The 16443-nt window shown below is 59.9% G+C and carries 14 protein-coding genes; 3 read left to right on the forward strand and 11 right to left on the reverse strand.

What is annotated here, in order from left to right; all coding sequences use genetic code 11:
- The 3 genes from cimA to K0U62_05730 all read right to left on the reverse strand — a co-directional run bounded on the left by cimA (window position 1) and on the right by K0U62_05730 (window position 3551).
- The gene (cimA, locus tag K0U62_05720) at window positions 1-1578 is read right to left on the reverse strand and encodes a citramalate synthase (protein MCH9801023.1); all 1578 of its coding nucleotides are present in this window, start codon (window positions 1576-1578) and stop codon (window positions 1-3) included.
- Between the two features lie 210 nt (window positions 1579-1788).
- The gene (locus tag K0U62_05725) at window positions 1789-2433 is read right to left on the reverse strand and encodes a hypothetical protein (GenBank protein MCH9801024.1); all 645 of its coding nucleotides are present in this window, start codon (window positions 2431-2433) and stop codon (window positions 1789-1791) included.
- Between the two features lie 8 nt (window positions 2434-2441).
- Window positions 2442-3551 carry a branched-chain amino acid aminotransferase gene (locus K0U62_05730; GenBank protein ID MCH9801025.1) on the reverse strand — a complete coding sequence of 370 codons (1110 nt, stop codon included), beginning with the start codon at window positions 3549-3551 and terminating at the stop codon, window positions 2442-2444.
- Between the two features lie 163 nt (window positions 3552-3714).
- On the opposite strand from K0U62_05730, the gene K0U62_05735 reads away from it, so the two are divergent.
- Complete coding sequence (locus K0U62_05735) at window positions 3715-4767, forward strand: glycosyltransferase family 4 protein (GenBank protein ID MCH9801026.1); 1053 nt, start codon at window positions 3715-3717, stop codon at window positions 4765-4767.
- 16 nt (window positions 4768-4783) lie between these two features.
- Here K0U62_05735 and K0U62_05740 read toward each other — a convergent pair whose 3' ends face one another.
- Window positions 4784-5833: a 3-isopropylmalate dehydrogenase gene (locus tag K0U62_05740; GenBank protein ID MCH9801027.1), complete on the reverse strand. Its 1050-nt coding sequence runs from the start codon at window positions 5831-5833 to the stop codon at window positions 4784-4786.
- Window positions 5834-5909: 76 nt separating this feature from the next.
- Between K0U62_05740 and K0U62_05745 the strand changes: the two genes are divergently transcribed.
- Window positions 5910-7022: a hypothetical protein gene (locus tag K0U62_05745; GenBank protein MCH9801028.1), complete on the forward strand. Its 1113-nt coding sequence runs from the start codon at window positions 5910-5912 to the stop codon at window positions 7020-7022.
- Window positions 7023-7029: 7 nt separating this feature from the next.
- Here the strand turns inward: K0U62_05745 and K0U62_05750 are convergent, their stop codons facing one another.
- Window positions 7030-7842 carry a polysaccharide lyase gene (locus tag K0U62_05750; GenBank protein ID MCH9801029.1) on the reverse strand — a complete coding sequence of 271 codons (813 nt, stop codon included), beginning with the start codon at window positions 7840-7842 and terminating at the stop codon, window positions 7030-7032.
- A gap of 54 nt (window positions 7843-7896) precedes the next feature.
- Window positions 7897-8577, reverse strand: a complete 681-nt coding sequence (locus K0U62_05755) for a methylated-DNA--[protein]-cysteine S-methyltransferase (GenBank protein MCH9801030.1) — start codon at window positions 8575-8577, stop codon at window positions 7897-7899.
- A gap of 67 nt (window positions 8578-8644) precedes the next feature.
- On the opposite strand from K0U62_05755, the gene leuA reads away from it, so the two are divergent.
- Window positions 8645-10363, forward strand: a complete 1719-nt coding sequence (leuA, locus tag K0U62_05760) for a 2-isopropylmalate synthase (GenBank protein MCH9801031.1) — start codon at window positions 8645-8647, stop codon at window positions 10361-10363.
- 17 nt (window positions 10364-10380) lie between these two features.
- Here leuA and K0U62_05765 read toward each other — a convergent pair whose 3' ends face one another.
- The 5 genes from K0U62_05765 to K0U62_05785 form a co-directional block, all read right to left on the reverse strand.
- Window positions 10381-11868 (reverse strand): flippase, encoded by a 1488-nt coding sequence (locus K0U62_05765; GenBank protein MCH9801032.1) that lies wholly within the window; start codon window positions 11866-11868, stop codon window positions 10381-10383.
- A gap of 88 nt (window positions 11869-11956) precedes the next feature.
- Window positions 11957-13213, reverse strand: a complete 1257-nt coding sequence (locus tag K0U62_05770; protein MCH9801033.1) for a hypothetical protein — start codon at window positions 13211-13213, stop codon at window positions 11957-11959.
- Entirely contained in the window at window positions 13203-14732 is a 1530-nt protein-coding gene (locus K0U62_05775; GenBank protein ID MCH9801034.1) for an O-antigen ligase family protein, read from the reverse strand. The genes K0U62_05770 and K0U62_05775 overlap by 11 nt, the downstream gene beginning before the upstream one ends.
- A gap of 33 nt (window positions 14733-14765) precedes the next feature.
- A complete protein-coding gene (locus K0U62_05780; GenBank protein ID MCH9801035.1) occupies window positions 14766-15806 on the reverse strand; it encodes a glycosyltransferase family 4 protein in 1041 nt (346 codons plus the stop codon).
- A gap of 57 nt (window positions 15807-15863) precedes the next feature.
- Window positions 15864-16443: polysaccharide lyase (locus K0U62_05785; protein ID MCH9801036.1), on the reverse strand; the 580-nt coding region annotated here is incomplete at its 5' end.

Raw genomic sequence — 16443 nt, forward strand, 5'->3', positions numbered from 1 at the left:
TCACTCACCCTGGCGGATGAACCAAAACCGCAAGGCGTCGTCGAGTGCGAGCCAGGAGGCTTCTATGACGTTTTCGTGGACACCCACGGTCTGCCACTCCTCGGCACTGTCTGTGCTGCTGATCAACACCCGGGTCACTGCGTCGGTGCCCTCCACCCCGTCCAAGATTCGAACCTTGTAGTCCACCAACTTCATATCCGACAGTTCCGGGTGCGCGCCTAGCAACGCCTTGCGTAGTGCATTATCCAAAGCGTTGACCGGGCCGTTTCCCTCCGCGGTGGAAATCACTCGTTCACCGTCAATGTCAATCTTGACCGTTGCCTCGCTCACCACCCGGCCATCGGCTCGGCGCTCCACCAATGCTCGCCACGACTCCAAAAGATAAGGCGGTGATGGGCGGTCTCCGGTCTCATCACGCAGCATCAGTTCAAATGAGGCATCGGCCGCCTCGAAGGACCAGCCGCCCGCTTCTAGTTCTTTCACTCGATTCGTGAGCCGGGTGAGCGCACCGCGATCGGCAGCAAGGTCAAAGCCGAGTTCTTTGCTCTTCATTTCCACCGAGGCCCGGCCCGCCATTTCGGTGACCAGCACTCTCATGTCGTTGCCAACGAGGTCTGGATCGATGTGGTTATACAGATCGTTGTTCACCTTGAGCGCGCTGGCATGTAGTCCTGCTTTGTGAGCGAAGGAAGAGATGCCCGCATAGGGCTGGTGAGTGTCTGGAGGAAGGTTGGCAATGTCAGCGACAGCGTGCGACACCCGCACCGTCTCGGCCAGATTGCCCGGTGGCAGCACTGGAATACCCATCTTCAGTTCTAGGTTGGCAGTGACCGCGAAGATATCGGCATTGCCGGTTCGTTCCCCGTAGCCATTAGCGGTGCCTTGCACATGAGTAACGCCAGCTTCCACTGCGGCGATGGTGTTTGCGACCGCACAACCGGTGTCGTCTTGACAGTGGATCCCGAGTCGCACCCCGCTGCGCTCGGCAACGTCGGTGACCACTCGGGAAATTCCCGATGGCAGCATTCCGCCGTTGGTGTCGCATAACACCCCTACCGAAGCACCAGCCTCGGCGGCCGCCACCAGCAACCGGACACCATAGTCCGCGTCATGGTCGTAGCCGTCAAAGAAGTGCTCCATATCGACAAAGACCCGCCGCCCTTCGCCCACGAGATACGCGACAGTGTCGGAAATCATGGCCACGTTCTCATCCAGGGTGGTGCGCAGCGCTAGGTCGACATGGCGAACGTCCGATTTAGCCACCAGCGTGATGACCGGCGCCTGGGAGGCTAACAACGCAGCCACCTGCGGGTCGTCCGCAGCGGCCACTCCGGGCTTGCGAGTGGCACCGAAGGCCACCAACTGGGCGTTAGTCAGTTTTAGTTCAGTCTGAGCTTGCGCGAAGAACTCTGTGTCTTTCGGCATGGCTCCGGGCCAGCCACCTTCGATGAAGCCAACACCGTACTCGTCCAATAGCCGAGCAACAGCGAGCTTGTCCGGCACCGAAAAGGAGATCCCTTCCCGCTGCGCACCATCGCGCAGCGTGGTGTCGAAGACGTGGAACTCGTTATTGGGCAGTTCCGGTGCGCCTGTCAGCTGGGACGCCATCGGTGTCCTCCTCATCTTCCTGTTCTGGGCCGTCATCAATGAAAAACCCCCTCGCCTAGGGCGTAGGGGGTTCGCGCGGCAGGTGGGCCTGTCGCGCGCTAGATAATAATGATGACCGCAGTCACCCGCCTATGGTGACACTCTCCGCCGCATCAGGGCAACCGAGGTAGCGAAACTGGGCTACTCACGCCGTTGGCTGTCGCCGGTAGCCCGAGCGAGACCCTGCTGAAAAAACTCCACTGCCGCGGCAGTTTTGCCCCCATGATCCGACCCCGTCAACTCCCGTATCGGTAGTGCGGCACCGAACGGCAGATTCCAGAACGGATCCGCATTGACCTGGTCGGGGCCAACGTAGGCGTAGGCCTCCGGCATGGCCGAGTCCGGCGGCGCAACGCCAAAGTTGATGTCGCGAAAGCGAATCGCCACGTCCAAGTGTTCCGGCCACAGGATGGGTGTCTCACCTGGTTGAAAGAGCCGAAGCGCATCGCATCCGATCAGGTACTCAGCATGGATCAACGCGAGCTCCGCGGGGTCGAGCTGCAGCACCGTATCTGGGTTCGCGGGGACCGGATCGTGGTAGTCGACCTCGGGACGACCCAACGGCAAACCGGCGGCAGTGGCGATCTCGCTAATGCTGCCGACTACCGGGACAGTGCGGCCCTCGGCGGTGAGAACCACCCCGGTGAGTTCTATCGCGGGCTCCCGCGAGGTGGCGAAGCCGGCGTCAGACACTCGCAGCCGGACGGTGTCACTGCGCGCGTGTTGCGGACCGGCCAGTAGCCACTCACAGATGGCGTGGAGTGATGACCTGGTCGCTGAGCTCACGAGTCGCCTTATCCGACTCGTTCCAACCAGCCGTACGGGTCCGGTGCCGCACCCGTCTGAATGTCCAGCAGTGACTGCCGCAGCCGGGACGTGATCGGCCCAGCGTTGCCGTCTCCGACCGTCCAGTTCCCGTTCCGGCTCTTGACGTGACCGACCGGAGTGATGACTGCTGCAGTACCGCAGGCAAACACTTCGGTCAGTTCGCCAGATTCGTTGGCCTGCTGCCATTCCTCGACGCTGATCCGGCCTTCTTCCACCTGGTAGCCAAGGTCAGCGCCCAGCCGCAACAGCGAATCCCGCGTGATGCCCGGCAGCAGGGAACCGGTCAGCGAGGGCGTCATCAGCCGGGCATTTTCGCCGCTGCCGAAGACGAAGTAGAGGTTCATACCGCCCATCTCTTCGACCCAGCGGTGCTCGTTGGCGTCCAGCCACACCACCTGATCGCAGCCGTGTTCTGCGGCTTCTGCCTGCGCGATCAACGAAGCCGCATAGTTTCCCGCGCACTTGGCCTCACCGGTACCACCCGGTGCTGCCCGCACATAGTCCTCCGACAGCCACACCGTCACCGGCTGCAGGCCACCTTTGAAGTAGGCGCCAGCCGGTGAAGCGATCAGCAGGTACAGGTATTCATCGGCGGGGCGCACGCCAAGGCCCACTTCGGTGGAGAACATGAAGGGCCGAAGGTAGAGCGACTTCTCTTGATCCTGCGGTACCCAATCCCCATCCTGGGCGATCAGCGCCCGGACGGATTCCAAGAACAGCTCCTCGGGTAACTCCGCCATGGCAAGACGGCGAGCGGAGCGCTGAAAGCGCTGCGCATTCGCTTCCGGCCGGAAGGTGTAGATCGCGCCGTCAGCGTGCCGGTAGGCCTTGAGCCCTTCAAAGATCGACTGACCGTAGTGAATCGAGTTGGTCGCCGGATCCAGGCTCAATGGGCCGTAGGGAACGACGGCGGCATCATGCCATCCCTTCTCCGCAATCCATCGCGCTTGCACCATGTGATCGGTGAAGACGTTGCCGAACCCGGGGTCCTGCAGGATCATCTCGCGCTCGTTGGCGGGCAACGGCGAGGGGTTGGCGCGCAGCGGGAACTGCGTGTCACTGTGCGACATCGACATGGCAGGCTCCGAACCGGTGGTGTGCGCTTAGTGTGGCCTACTAAGATACCGGCACCGACCCCGGTACTGTCTTTTGCATTGCACGCTAGTGGGTCGCTTACTGGCTGGCATATTGCTTCTGGCCTGTTTCGGCGGCAGGGACTCTGCGGCAAGAAAGGCGACCGTGACCGCGCAGATTGTGATCACCACCAATCAACTCAACCTAGGTGGAGCTGAACAGCAAAGAATCGCGCTCGCCAATGGGCTCGCAGCTCGAGGGCACTCGGTCACTATGTTGGTCATCCAGGACCCGGGCATGTTCGCTGACTCACTTGCCGATGGCGTCAACCTCGAGGTACAAGGATGGCGCTCAGCACGCGCCCCCGATAGTGGTCAGGACTCTGTCACGGTCATCACCGGCACCACTCACACCGAGTGTGCCGTTGGGCTGCGCTGGCGCTATCTGAACCTTCGAGATCGATGCCGGTGGCTAGTGGCTTGCCACTCATCGCGAAGTGATGGACCAAACTACGGCCACAGGTTGGGATGGATGATCCGGCGCAGTGATCGGGTCATCGCCCTTTCGCAGGGACACTGGCGTGAACTAACAGCCCATCAGAAGCTCTCGTCAACTGCGCCACTCATCGTACCCAACGGCGTGGCCCGAGAATCGGTTCAACAACCTGCCCGCCAGATGGTCCCGGGCCGACCAGTTCGCCTCGTCTTCGTGGGACGCCTAGTCGAAGAAAAGGGAGTCCAGGTCGCCATTGCTGCGCTCACTGAACTTGAAGAACTTTCCTGGGAGTTTGATATCTATGGTCAAGGAGATTTTGAGAGCCAGCTCGCCAGTTGCATCCCGCCCCACTTGTCGGATCGCATTGTCTTGCGCGGATCCACCCAAACGCCGATCGCCGTCATGAAGGAAGCCGATCTCCTCCTGCTTCCTAGCCGGGCGGAGGCGCAGCCCATGGTATTGCTAGAGGCCATGTCGGCAGGAACCGCGACCATGGCAGTAGGAGTAGGAGCAGTGCCCGAAATACTGTCCGGCGGCTGTGGTGTCCTCATGGCCGACCAATCGGTATCCGCTTGGCGCGAGGCGTTACGAAGAGCTATCACCAATCCCGAGCAGTTGCTCGAACTCGGGCAACGCGGCTGGAAATGCGGCCAGAAGTACTCCGTCGATCAGATGATCGACGGCTACGAACAGGCCATCGAGTCGGCGTGGCGCAGCGACTAGCCAGCCACAAGAACGATCACGAGCTCCGAACCCGTTCGGCCAGGGTATCGCCGATCATTGCCGTGCTCCTGGTGCCTGCACCGCGGCTGGCCAAATCCTCCGACACTGCCTTTTCCACCGCAGTTGCAGCATCTGACAGACCGAGATGATCGAGCATCATGGCAACGCTGAGGACAGTTGCGGTGGGGTCGGCTTTGCCTTGCCCCGCAATGTCAGGAGCCGAGCCGTGTACCGGCTCGAACATGCTGGGATTGTTCCGGCTCGGGTCGAGATTTCCGCTTGCTGCGAGTCCAATGCCTCCTGCAATAGCGGCACCAATGTCGGTAAGAATGTCCCCGAATAGGTTATCGGTAACGACAACATCAAAGCGTTCAGGCTGCGTAAGGAAGAACATGGCCGCCGCATCGACGTGGAGGTAGTCGGTGCTCACCGCGGGATATTCGGCCGCGACCGTATCGAAAACCCGATTCCACAGCATGCCCGCATGAACCAAAACATTGGTCTTGTGAATCAGGGTTACTTGACGATCCCGACCTTCGGCCCGGGAAAATGCCTCGCGGACGATCCGCTCGATCCCATAGGCCGTGTTGATGCTCTCCTCGGTAGCCACTTCATGGGGTGTCCCGACCCGCAGATTTCCTCCCGATCCCGCATAGGGACCTTCCGTCCCTTCTCGACAGACCACGAAGTCGATATCTTCTGAGCCCTTGCCAGCCAAAGGTGTAGCGACGCCGGGGTAGAGCTTGACCGGCCGCAGGTTCACATGGTGGTCCAGCTCGAACCGAAGCCGTAGCAACAGTCCGCGCTCGAGGACTCCAGGCGGAACAGAAGGATCACCAACGGCTCCAAGCAAAATGGCATCCAGGTCGCGCAGCTCTGCCAACACCGAGTCCGGTAGCGCTTCACCGGACGAGTTGTAGCGCGCGGCACCAAGATCGTAGGTCTCGTTCCTAAATGTGACATCAAACCGATCAGAAACCGCATCGAGCACTTTGCGGCCTTCTGCTACTACTTCGATGCCAATCCCGTCTCCGGGGACAACTGCGATGTTAAAGGACTCAGCCATATTCACCAGGGTAGGTGGCGCGCGACTGCGCCACCGCACTAGGCCTTGACCGGGTCAACTGACTAGGCTCGCTAAAATGAATCAACCTGGCGCCACGGTTATCCTGTCGCTGCGCAGCGTCGCTCGGGGCCCATGGCTCACCCAGCTATACGCCTTGGAGGATTTCACGGCCGCGGCTCTAGCTGCAGATGTTGTGCCCGCACCCGTTCCGAGCCGACTGGCATCCCGGCTGATCAGCCGACGTAGGGTGCGCCGTGGACTTGCTCGCACTCGGACTCCCGTTGTCCGCCCGCCACAGTTGAATCCGGATAGCTACGAGACTTTGATTGCCTTCAGCAACGATGTCTTCACCTTTAGAGACGGATTCATGGAACTGCTGAACCGGATACCACAGGTTGCGAAACGTCGGATCCTGTATTTGGACGAATCTTGGTCCAGCGATATCCGGGCTAACCCCAAGGCTTACCAGCAGGCTGCTGGTGTCTTCACCCACATATTCACCACGCTGCCATCAGCGGCATCACTCCTCGCTGCAACCACCGAAGTACCAGTCCGGGCAGTTCCCAGCAGTATCGACCTCAAGTCGCTGGTGCCTTGGTCGGCAGATCCGCGGCCGATTGACATCACTTGGCTAGGGAGGAAACTTTCGCACCAACACGAGAGTTTGCTGGACTGGGCGAGCACCCAACGTTTCTACAACTACGACGCCACACCACCGCGTGATGTCACCAACTTCGCCGAACACCGACGCGCGTTGGGCAACACCTTGCTGAACTCCAACTTTTGGATCACTAATCCAGCCCGTATCGATGACCCGAAACGTATCGAAGGAGCAATCGAAGTTGGGTTGCGCTCTTATGAGGCACTTGCGGCCGGATGCCTGATGCTTGGCCGACTCCCCCGAGAGGCTGAGTTCTTCCAGAAAGACTTCGCCGATCTGCCCGGGTTGGTGGACTTCGACATCGACTCAAGTCAAGTACCTGCCCAAGTCACCGAACTGCTCAATGATCCAGCGGCGATTCGGACAGCGCGAACCAAACATCGACTGCGGGGACTTGAACGGTGTGACCTTGCCCATGGCCTGCAACGAATACTTGGCGAGGTTGGACTCAGCGAAGTTCCAGCAGTGACGGAGCGAATCGCCTACCTGCAGGCGGAGGCCGCGCGACTGCGCAGCGGAACCGACTAGCGGTCCACTACTGCCGCCAAACCACCCAGTCGTCGTGACGCACGCTGCTTGGCGTCTGAATGCCGGCATCGCGGTAGTAGCCAAACTTGAGGTACGACTCGAGACCCGGATAGAGGGTGCCGGTGACGGGATGCCAGTCGGTGACGACCGATACGCCATCTCGCCACACATCAAGCGATCCTTGTCGCGGATCACTGGCAAACTGGATTCGCACGACCCAGTCGACCCATTCGTAGTTGGTCGCCGGACCTAGATCAACGTACTCGACCGCAGATTGTGGATCTGTTCCTGAACGGCCCCATCCCCCGCCGATCTCGTACCGACCGTTCTCAACAACCAGAGCCACTGGTGGCGACGAATCCCCGTCATCTTTCCATTGGACGAGCACCTGCCAATCCTCGGTGTCTAACGACATATTCCGAAGTTGCGTGGCGAAGGAAAAAACAACGACGTCCCCTTCCCGAAACCGGAGTCCGGGTGGAGCACTTTCGCTTCGCTCACCATTGGCGGGAATGTAATACTCCGCCGAACTGCGGCCTTGGCGAGCGTCGCCGGTCACGATAGTCGGTGGCGTTGGCCGGTGGTTCCACGGTGTATCGCCCAAGGCCTCTAGGTCGCCTGACTCGAAGTCGGCGGCGAAGAGGATCGGATCGTTGGACTCTGCAGTGGGTTCGACGGGAGCACTCGCACCCGGCGAACCGTTGAGCGCCAAGGCGGCGGCCATCCCACCCGCAAGCACAGCGACGAGGAAGGCAACAGCAGCGATCCAGACCTGCCGATTGCCCCGGGGGGCGTCTTGGCCTGGTGGATTTACGTCCACCTTCAACCCCTTTTAGTCAGTGGTTGTCACGTCACGCTCGTGATGCTGATTTCATCAGCTCGCCATCACCGCACCCTCGTGCGCTAGCAACCATTGCTTCACCTGCACTCCATAGCCGTAGCCACCCAACGATCCGTCTGCGGCAACTACACGGTGACAGGGAACGAAGGGTGCAATTCGATTGGCCCCACATGCCGCGCCCACCGCGCGCGCCGCGCGAGGATGCCCGATCCGAGCGGCAACCTCAGAGTACGCCCAAACCTCCCCCGAAGGAATCTCCCGCAGCTCTTGCCACACGAGTTCCTGAACAGGAGAGCCGCTTTGCTGCACTCGCGGCCGAGCGAGAGCGGCAAGATCTCCGGCAAGGTAGTCAGACCAAGCCTTCGCTACATCAGCCACCTCACCGCGCTGCGGCTGCCTCAGCAATCCCGCTGCGGCGGCGAGTTTTTCGACCGGAGCAAAACCAGCCGCCACGATCTGATCCTCGTCAAGAATGACTACGAGTTCCGCGGGGCCACCTGCTAGCACCTGAAAATGCACACAGATATAGTAATCGCCTAGCAGTGACCGGACTTCGCCGAAGGCCGTCAACCACTGGACTTCCCGCCAGGCCGAGATGAGAAACCTCGGCGCAGCGATGCCTTCTTGGGGGTTCACCTCCGTACACCCGCGCTGGTACCTTAGAGAACATGTTCGACGCGGTTCTGCTTCTTGGCAGCCGCGGTGGAGCCTCATAAGACTGGCCACTCCACCGCGGTGGCTTTCGCTGCTGGTCCTATCCGCTTTCCCCTAAGGACTTCACATGATCGAACAGAACCCACAGCAACCGTCCCCCATGCCGTTTGATCGATACCGGGCGTTTAGACCCATCGAACTCCCCGACCGGACCTGGCCCGGCAACGCCATTCGGCAGGCGCCTCGCTGGTGCGCAGTCGACCTGCGGGATGGCAATCAGGCGCTGATCGACCCTATGACACCCGACCGCAAACGGCGCATGTTCGATTTGCTGGTATCGATGGGGTACAAGGAGATCGAGGTCGGATTTCCGTCCGCCAGCCAAACCGACTTCGATTTCGTCCGCCAACTAATTGAAGAAGATCTCATTCCCGACGACGTGGTGATTCAGGTGCTCACTCAGTCTCGAGAACATCTGATCGAGCGCACCTTCGAATCTGTCCGCGGCGCGAAGCAAGCGGTCGTCCACCTCTATAACTCAACCTCCACGCTCCAGCGGCGGGTGGTTTTTGGATTGGATCGAGCGGGAATCATCGATGTGGCGGTACATGGGGCGCAGTTGTGCGCCAAGTTCGCCGAGGATCACGACAGTGAAATCTTCTTCGAATACTCACCGGAGTCCTACACCGGCACCGAGTTGGACTTTGCAGCAGAGATCTGCGATTCCGTGACCGACGTGTGGCAACCAACACCAGACCGCCCCGTGATCGTCAATCTGCCGGCGACGGTCGAGATGGCTACTCCCAATGTCTACGCTGACTCCATTGAGTGGATGCACCGTAACTTGTCTCGACGGGACTCACTGGTGTTGAGCCTGCACCCGCACAATGATCGCGGCACAGCAGTGGCGGCCGCCGAACTTGGGTACATGGCGGGTGCAGATCGGATTGAAGGCTGCCTTTTCGGCAATGGTGAGCGAACCGGCAATGTCTGCCTAGTGACACTGGGCATGAATCTGTTCAGTCAAGGCATCGATCCCCAGATCGACTTTTCTGACATAGACGGTGTCCGGCGTACCGTGGAGTACTGCAATCAACTTCCGGTCGCTGAACGCCATCCCTACGGCGGCGACTTGGTCTACACCGCTTTCAGCGGTTCCCATCAAGACGCCATCAACAAGGGTTTGAAAGCGATGCAGGAGGATTCCGCCGCTGCTGGAAGTGCGGTAGAGGAGTTTCGCTGGGAAGTGCCATACCTGCCCATCGACCCGCAGGATGTCGGTCGGACCTATGAGGCCGTGATCCGAGTCAACAGTCAGTCCGGCAAGGGCGGCGTTGCCTACATCATGAGAACCGAACATCGCCTCGATCTACCCCGGCGACTTCAGATCGAATTCTCACAAGTCATCCAGCAACATACGGACGAAGAGGGCGGAGAGATCGACCCTGCCGAGATGTGGAACATCTTTTCCGATGAGTACCTGCCCGGCAGCGAGCAGTCCTGGGGGCGTTTCAAACTACTGTCGGTGCAACAGGAGTCTGCTGTCGGTGGGAATACCTCTATTGATGCGATTCTTACCGACGGTGGGATCGAGGTAGAACTTGCCGGTGAAGGCAATGGACCAATCGCCGCTTTCTGCGCCGGCCTGAGTACGTTGGGGATAGACGTACGTGTGCTCGACTACGCTGAACACGCCATGTCCTCCGGCGGAGACGCCAGCGCCGCATCCTATTTGGAGTGCGCGATCGGTGAGCGCGTCCTGTGGGGCGCAGGCATCGATCCGTCGATAGTGACTTCGTCACTCAAGGCCATTATCTCGGCCGTCAATCGGGCAGAGCGAGGCTGATCCAAGCTTCGCTCACGTCAGTGATCGCTTTCGCCTGAGTCGGGGACGGTTGGATCCGCGTCATCTTTCTCGTCTTCCGACGAGCCGCGCAGCGCCGAGATCAACTCCCTAGGAGAAACGACCCTCGTGATCAAAGCCAGTGCGGTAAAGACACCAGCGGCGATGATGGCTGATGGCCAGGCGCCCAGCGATGCGGCTGCAATCCAGACTGCGAGCGAAGCTAGCGTGACTATCGCAATTCGCACAACGACAAACAGCAGCCGACGTTTTCGGAATACTGCGACTCGGCTGGTGACGACCAAAGCGACCGTCACAGACACCAACTCTGTGACGGTCAGTGCCACAGCCGATCCGGTGGCGGCAAGTACCGGGATCAACAGCAGGTTGAGCACGATGTTGAATGCCAGCACGGTCACGCTGATGTAGATCAAGGACCGTTGCCGGTGAGCCACGATCAACACATAGGTCACCATCTCGTTGACAAAACTGATGGCGGTTGCAGCCAAGAGCCACTGTGCTGGCCGAGTAGCCGACTCGGCAAGGTCTTGCGGGGCAATGATCGCCAAGACTGGACCGGCGAAGACTATGCCACCTAGCAGGATCGGGCTCGCCAGCGCCACCACCAAGTCAAGAGTTCGACCAACTACCGCTCCGAACTCCTTGGGTCCGGACGAGTAGCGGCGCGAGAGGGTCGACATAACCGTGACAGCGAGCAGAGTGCTAACCATGCCAACATTGGCGACAAGACGATAGGCCAAGCCGTAGGCGCCGACCTCGTCTGGTGACGTAAGTACTGATAGCAGTACGCCGTCGATTCGGTAGTAGACGATCCCAATCACTGCGATCGCCGCCAGCGGCAACGCCTCCCAGATCAGCGATTTGGCTTCCGGCCATGCGAAAGCTGGGCGGAATCGCCCAAAGCGCCGACTGTAGAAGACGAGCACGACAAGTTGAACAAGAAACGGGGACACCTGCACGACAAAGATGGCGGTCAAACCCCAGTCAAAAACCACGACAGCAGCAGTGAGCCCCAGAGCGACTAGCCGACCAATCCAATCTGAAGCAGTGATCCCACCAAACTTGACTGCCACCTGATAAGGCGGCCGATAGCAATGGGCCACCAATCGGAGCAAGACTCCGACAGCCAAAATCGCTACGCCGATTTGGATCTCGCGATCATCTGGATACACGACCAAACTCGCCAGCAAGATGCACACATAAATGGGCAACAGCAGTGTCAGCGAGATACCGAGTTGAAGGCCGACCAGTCGTTCCAGATTTCCGCGGCCCTGCGTTACTCGGCGAACAACAACAGTAGCCACATCAAGGCCTGCGAAGGCCTCAAACAGTCCGGCAAAGAGCACGGCGGTGGTGAGTAGTCCATAGTCATAACTACCCAAATACCGGGTAGTCAATGTCAGCGTCGCCAGTGAGATGAGCAGCGACGCTCCCTTACCCGTTGCCTGTACAACGAATCCCCGAGCTATCAGCGATGATGAGTTCATCTGAGTGTCTAGTGACTAGACCCGGGGTTGCTATCGCCGTCGCAGCTAGCTGAAGGCGACATCACGTCGACCCGTGACCAAGACACACCTACTGCCCCGAGACAAGCGCACCGAGGACTACCACTCCGGTACTAGCCAGTGCTCGCTTGGCGTCTGCGAGATCGCTGCGCAGCGTCTGACCAATCTCGACGGTCAGGACCACTCCAGCCGCAGATTCACCGAGCAGCAAAGCATCTGCATCATCCAAAACACTATGAGCCCAAATCAAAAACAGGGAGTAGTCCGTTCCTGACTGCTCCAACAACTGCCCGAGACTAGGACCGCTCAAGAAGTTCGTGGCAGACGAACTGTCATTCCAGGTAATCTCCATGACATCAACGCCGCTAGCCAGCGAGCGGACGGCCGTCGCCAACTGGGAACTGCCGCCAGCGGCTCCAGGTTGACCGGTTCGACTAGGCTCCTCAGCACCGTTCTTCGCTCCGACAAGATCCACAAGTAGCGTCCTGAAGCCCAACTGCGCCAGTGACCGCGCTAAACCCTCCACCAGTTCAGGCGAGCTGTCCCGCTGCGTCGGTCCCGCAATCACGACTCGGTTTCTGCCCGAGGAACAACTGTGCGCGACCGTCAGCGCGGCCCGCTGTACTCCGGGGTCGACTGCGCTTTCGCCCTTCGCGTCACCGGAGGACCGCGAGCGACCCAACACTTCGACATCAAGATCGCTTAGATCGGCAGTGCTTCTGAGCCGCAAATCGAGGCGATCACGCAGTAGCGCAAGCAGCAACCCAACGACGATACCCAGCAAGAGTGATCCCAGGATCAAGACTCTCGACCCAGGCCCGGATGGGCTGATCGGCAGATTTGGCTCGGCCGTGATCGTCGCGACCACTGTTGGTCCTTCTTTGTCCCCGTCCTCACTACTGCTGGCGATGATCTTCACAAACTGATCAGTCATAGCCTGCAGCGCCGCCTGTGCCTCTTCAGGAGTTTCCGCTGTGAAACTGATGTCGATCAAGTTGGTTTCCAACGGATTACCGGCTTCTATTTGCTCGATGAAGTCCAAATTGGGAGTAGTGACGCCAATGGCGGCCTTCGCTGGATCGAGCACCTGACTGCTAGTCACCAGCGCAACGTAGGAAGGTAGTTGCTGCCTGATTACCAAGTTGTTGGTGTAGGTGTCGTTGATGCTGCCGCCAGTGGAACCCGAGATCAGGACCTGCGCCGTGGACGTGTACTGGGCCTGCCTCAGCGCACCAGCCGCGACCCCGACAGCGACGAATGCCACTGTGACGATCAGAATTAGCCAGCGGCTGCGATAGATCGCACGCGAATAGTCCTCAGGCTGCACCGATCTCGCTCCTGCTCCGCGGGGGTTGTTCTGGCACTGCTAGCGTAACCGCTTGGCCTCGGCTCGGGCTACGTCTGGCCCGAGCACCTTGCCAGACGTCGAGATATGCCAATCCGGCCGCGAGGGTAAGCAGAGCCGGTGGATACATCAGATTGGTCTGGAAAGTGGACTGCACAGCGATTAGCGCTAGGCCGGCACCCGCTGCCACAGCAAATCGCATGTCGGGCGCCGTGTCAGGGTCGCTCGGTCCTTTCCCGTAGGCCTGTCGACATGTTCGCCAGATCCTGACAGCGAGCCACACCGTTGCGACTACGCCGAGCAGGCCCAACCACAGCCAGATCCCTACGAACGTGTTGTGGATCCAGCGGCGGGGCTCTTTAGTGGTGGTGTTCGTTTCGGGATTGTAGGACTCGTTCACTGCCCCATAGGGGTTGTTGAGCCCCACACCAACAATCGGACTCGCGATAATCGCCGGCACAGCATTCTCAAGCTCGTAGAGACGATCGCCGAGACTATCGTCCGACAGGGTCTCGCCTTCAACCGTGGTACTCAAACGTTCAGCGGCCAATTGCGCACTTTGCCCGAGAACACCAAATAGCGCCATGGGAAGCAGAAGCACTCCCGCCGCGACGAGCAAGACCGAACGTTCACTAAACACCAACCATTTTGGCCTCGTGCTAACCAGAGCCGGCACGAGTATTACGGCAATCAACAACGGCACCCACGCGCTGCGGGTGTAGCTCAACACCTCCAGCGCGATAAGCGGGACAAACAACACCGCACGCCACAGCAGCCGCCGAGCGAAGACGACACCGACTACGAGCATGGGAATAACCAAAGAGGCCAACCTCAGGACCGGAGGGTCCAGCCGGGTCGTTTCGGTCAGTTGTCCACCGGTGATGATGTAGTCGAGTTCCCTATCTCCCCAACTGATTCCCAACACTGCACCCATCACTGCCAGGGACGCACCTATCACCGCGACCGCCACCAGTAGGCGCCCAAATGCCTCAGGTCGGTCGACAAACCCCTCCCGGAACAGCCAGAAAGCAGTAATAACCAGTACTGCTCTGACTGCGGTCAGCGCATCTTGGGTCGCCTCACCGAAGCTGATACCTACGAAACCACCAACCACCGCTGCGTAGGCATACAAGGCCACTGGGCGACCGAAAACGGGGGTACCGGGCGCACCGTGACGGGTCAGATGCCGCAGTACAACAGCCGCGAGACCGATCCCCAAAAGCGCTTCCATAGCGGACACGTTCACCGGCCCCACCGCCACCGCGCCCCATTTGGCCGGCAGCACGGTACAACCCACAAAGAGAAGCGCGGCACCAAACCATGCTGGTCGCCAACACGCCACCGCCAGCGACACAAGACCGAGCAGACCCAGCAGCGGCAGCATCGATCCGCGGAGCAGAAATGCCGCGAAGGCTGTAACAGCGGCCACCGCGCCCAACACTGCGACAACTTCGGAGATTACGGCCCCCGGAGGGAAGCGTCGATCAAGAATACTGCTCACCCACCTCACCTACCCTCGGTGCCACATTGAATACTACTGCCGCCAGCGCCGGGCTTCTTCGACAAGGACATCCGTCAAAGCTGCAGCGGATGCCTGGGCACTAAAGTGTTGCTGGTAGTAACGGGAACTTCTCTCACCAAGTCGGGCAGCTACCTCTGGGTCGGACAATAATCGAAACTGATGGTGCAGCCCCGCTACGTCGTCAGGACCAAGTACCGGCAGATCGGGTAGTTGGTACTCCGGCAACCCACCGGCTCGGCTGGCGATCACGGCGGTGCCGACCTGCATTGACCACAGCTGGGCACCGGATTGAGATCCATTGCGGTAGAGACAGACCGAGCCCTTGGCTGCGGCCAGCCGCGGTGCCGCATCAGCGAAAGCGTAGGAGCCATCAATGTGAATGACGTTGGCGGGCATCGGTTCATCTACCTCGCCGTGACCCATCACGACCAGCCGATCGGTCGATTGGGGTGATTCCCGTTGAAACTTGCGCCAACCGGCCAGCACCACTTCAAGGTTCTTATATGGCCGTAGGCGGCCGACAAGAAGAAAGTCCCGACGCTCCTGCGCGGGAACAGTTGCTGGCCGCAAGGCATCAGGCATTTCGCTCATCAGTGGGACGACTCGGACCCGGGTAGCCCCTGATTCAGACAACAACGAAGCAACCGACTCGCTGAAGGTCGCGATGGAGCCTGCATGGCTTCGTTGCCAGTTGCGCAGCGCTCGGGCTCGCAGCGGGTCAACATGAGTCGCGTCGTGGGGTCGCGCATCGTGAACGGTGAGAACCATGGGGCGGCCGCGAGCCAACGCCAGCAGCCGGTAGTCCCGGGTCGACTCGGTGAGGATCACGTCAGGATCGAAGTCCCTCACGATTCTTCGCACCCGAAGGAATTCAGGGAGCCCCGCTGCGGATGCGGGCCGCTCCTGCAGCACTACTTCGTTGGGTAGGGGTTCCTGAGACTCAAAGTGCGTTGGTTTGGTGATGAGGAGTACTTGGTGGCCCGCATCCTCGAATTCGACGCTCCACAGGCGTGCGAGTGTCGAAAACCATGGCGCCAACAGAAGAATCCGCACCGTCTGACCCTACGACCGAAATACTTCGCTTTTCATCTGGGGCGGAGTTGCCGGTTACTAGGCGCCGACAGAGCTACGGGTGGTTCCGATCTTCCACTGGTCCTGGAATACGGTCGAATCAACGTTGATGGCGCTGGATCGGTAGTAGCCCACCTTGACGTAGGAGGTCCGATCCGGGTAGAGCGTCCCACCGTCAGGGCGCCAGTCCGACACCAACTGTGAGCCATTGCGCCACACATCCACCGTTCCCTTGCTGGGGTCCGATGAAAACCGGATGTGGATCAGCCAGTCATCCCACTGACCGTTCGCAGCAGCCCCCAGATTACGACCCGACATCTTAGGAGTGCTGGGGTTGTCAGTACCCGGCCAGCCCCAACCTCCGGAGATGGTGAAGTCGCCATTCTCCAAGGCAATCTGCAACGGAGGTGAGCCCTCACCGCTGTTCTTCCACTGCGCCAGAACCTGCCAGTCCGACGTGTTCAGCGGCACATCTTTCAGCCGAGTGGAGAAGGAGAACCACAAGTCATCGCCTTCCTGCAATGAACGGAAACTAGGCACATTCTCACTACGCTGACCGCCAGCGGTAATCCGGTAGGCACCCGAGAAGGACCCAGCCCGCGTCGGCGACGACGCCGCC

The sequence above is a fragment of the Actinomycetes bacterium genome (assembly GCA_022599915.1).
Taxonomy (GTDB): domain Bacteria; phylum Actinomycetota; class Actinomycetes; order S36-B12.

Excerpts from the sequence above, each read along its gene's own strand:
- K0U62_05740 (MCH9801027.1), bottom strand. The coding sequence starts at position 5,833 with ATGGCTGAGTCCTTTAACATCGCAGTTGTCCCCGGAGACGGGATTGGC.
- K0U62_05765 (MCH9801032.1), bottom strand. The coding sequence starts at position 11,868 with ATGAACTCATCATCGCTGATAGCTCGGGGATTCGTTGTACAGGCAACG.
- K0U62_05755 (MCH9801030.1), bottom strand. The coding sequence starts at position 8,577 with ATGAGGCTCCACCGCGGCTGCCAAGAAGCAGAACCGCGTCGAACATGT.
- K0U62_05730 (MCH9801025.1), bottom strand. The coding sequence starts at position 3,551 with ATGTCGATGTCGCACAGTGACACGCAGTTCCCGCTGCGCGCCAACCCC.
- K0U62_05745 (MCH9801028.1), top strand. The coding sequence starts at position 5,910 with ATGAATCAACCTGGCGCCACGGTTATCCTGTCGCTGCGCAGCGTCGCT.
- leuA (MCH9801031.1), top strand. The coding sequence starts at position 8,645 with ATGATCGAACAGAACCCACAGCAACCGTCCCCCATGCCGTTTGATCGA.